The organism is Romboutsia lituseburensis DSM 797 (assembly GCF_900103615.1).
Classification (GTDB): Bacteria; Bacillota; Clostridia; order Peptostreptococcales; family Peptostreptococcaceae; genus Romboutsia_F; species Romboutsia_F lituseburensis.
The window spans coordinates 1-2,582 of sequence record NZ_FNGW01000008.1 but is presented as its reverse complement, the minus strand read 5'-3'; the positions used below and the strand labels follow the sequence as shown (position 1 = coordinate 2,582).

Annotated in this window: 1 protein-coding gene; it reads right to left on the bottom strand. The window is 26.9% G+C overall.

Translation table 11 applies throughout. The features are described 5' to 3' along the window. A partial coding sequence (locus tag BLP75_RS13815; protein WP_330385821.1) for a pectate lyase-like adhesive domain-containing protein occupies nt 1-2,030 on the bottom strand: 2,030 nt, incomplete at its 3' end. Nucleotides 2,031-2,582: the final 552 nt, after the last annotated feature.

Genomic DNA, 2,582 nt, shown 5'->3' with positions numbered 1-2,582 from the left:
TAGTACCATACTCCATATACATTTTGCCATCCAGTTTTCATTCTATAGTATTCATCAAAATAGTACCATGTACCATATATATTCTGCCAACCTTTTTGCTTTATACCATCTTTATAAAAATACCATATATTATTTTCATATTGCCAACCTTGTTTTCCATCCTTAGGTAATTCTGGAGCTGATCCTATTCTATTTTTAGTATTATAATAAACTGTTCCATATTTATCTGCTGCAAAGTCTAACAGATTATTCTTATCATAGATTTTAGTATACTGTCCAATATGTTTAGCTTTTATTGTATATGTATTTCCTATTTGCTGTAAGTTTCCATTTATATATAACTTAAGAAACTTATATTCCGAAGAATCATTTTTTGAGTAACCATAATCTACTAGTATTGCCTCCGTATCAGTTGTTTCTACTATAATATCTCCTTCTAGAGATATATCTGCCTTGCCTTCTATCTTTAATACATTTCCATTCTTATTTCTTACCTTAACATTTTTTAACGTTATACTTTGAGATCCATTATAGTATATAGATGCTTCATTTTCTTTTAAGTTTAAATTGGTATTATCTATATCTGTATTAGTTATTTTAACATCTCCCCACCATGTATTACCTACTTTAGTGTTAACTAGCTTGCTATTTTCTAAATTTTTTATATCTACTTCACTATTTTCTATCATACTATTTGTTATAGTTTTTACTGTAACCATCTTAGTATTTTTTATAGTACAGTTTTCTATTTTATCGTTGCCAGAAGACCTTTCTATTTGTATATTATCTATAGTGATATTTTTTATATTAATACCTCTAAAGATAGTATCTTCAAACATTGTAGTTAATATAGGTTTATTGATTGTTGACTTACCTATTAATTCTTTACCCCAACCAATTGTATTTATGTACTTATTATTTTCTTTAGATATGGTTATATCATTTAACATTATTATCGTTTGAACTGATGAGTTCTTAAGTGCTAATATTAACTCGTCTTCTGTTGATACACTTACTGTACCTTCACTTGTATTTGGTAATTTTGGTTCTTCTCCTATTCGTTGTTTAGTGTTGTAATATCCAGTTCCAGAACTATCTTTTCCTTTAGAAAGTATATTATTTTTATCATAAATTTTATTATAATGGTCATCCTGTTCTGATTTTATTGTGTATGTATTTCCTATTTGTTGTAAATTGCCATTTACATACAATTTATTATTTTGACCTGTTAATAATATTGCTTCATCTTTATTTGTTTCTAATATTATATTCCCTTCTAAAAATACATCTGTTCCAACACTTAAGTGGTGACCTTCTACCTTTAATGTATGCCCTTCTTTGTTTCTTATTTTAATATTTTTTAAAGTTACCTTTCGACTTGGATCTCCACTTCCAGCACCGAAACAAGGTTTCAGAGTTATTGGTGCTTCTCCCTCTTTTAAGTCTAGATTTGTATTATCTATGTCTACATCAATTAGTTTTGAACCAATTGCTGCTATTATTGTATTAGTTAGCTTGCTATTTTCTAAACTGTTAACATATACTTTACTATTTTCTATGAGACTATTTTTTATACCTGTAGAGCTAATATTAGTATTTTTTATAGTACAACTTTCTATTTCATAATAATTATAAATTTCTACATTGTCTATAGTTATATTTTTTATATTACTTAGATCATTACCTTTAAATTTAACATCTTTAAATGATGTTGTTAGTATAAATTTATCCTTTGTTGATTTTCCTATTATTTCTTTATTCTCACCTGCTATATTTACTTCTCTTGAATTTTCTTTTTTTGATATTGTTATATCATTTATCATTATCACTTGTTTAACTTTTGGGTCTTCTAGCGCTGATATCAGCTCATCCTCTGTTGATACTTCTACTACAAATTTTTTTGTAGCATCTCTTTCAATTTTATAATTATCATTACTTTCTAAAGCATATGTGCTTTTGACTGGTCCAATACATATTCCTAATGATAATATACTTAAAACTAGTACTATGTATTTTTTAAATATTGTCACTTATTATCCCCCCCTATTATTTTGATTTATACTATACTTTAATTCAGTATAAAAATCTTAATCTTAAATATAGCCTTCCTTAAGTATTGTATATCATCCTCCATGTCATTTTATGTCCCATTTTGCGTAGACTTTAATCTTATGCTATTTCTACTTAAATTTTTAGCTGTGGTTTTGTTTGTTACGCTATCCAAAAACCATAGAATTTTTTAATTAATTTCTGAACATATTAAAAACAGTTATATCAGAATGATATAACTGTTTTTAAATTTCAATAGTGGATACGATTCACAGGAATAATACCCATGATTTAATTTTATACATTTGTACACAAATTTTCCCCTAGAGGTGTTTGTGTACAAATAGTGTCCTATTTCTATTTACTCTTCTATTATATATGCACCAACAATCTCGCCATAATAAGCCGTATGGAAATCCTTATTTGCTCCATGATAAGAGCTGTCTACATCTTGCGGATAACAAACTTTCTTATTTTCTTCTGTAATAGCATTTTTATCCTGTTCTTGTTTATAAATAACTCTACACTCAAGA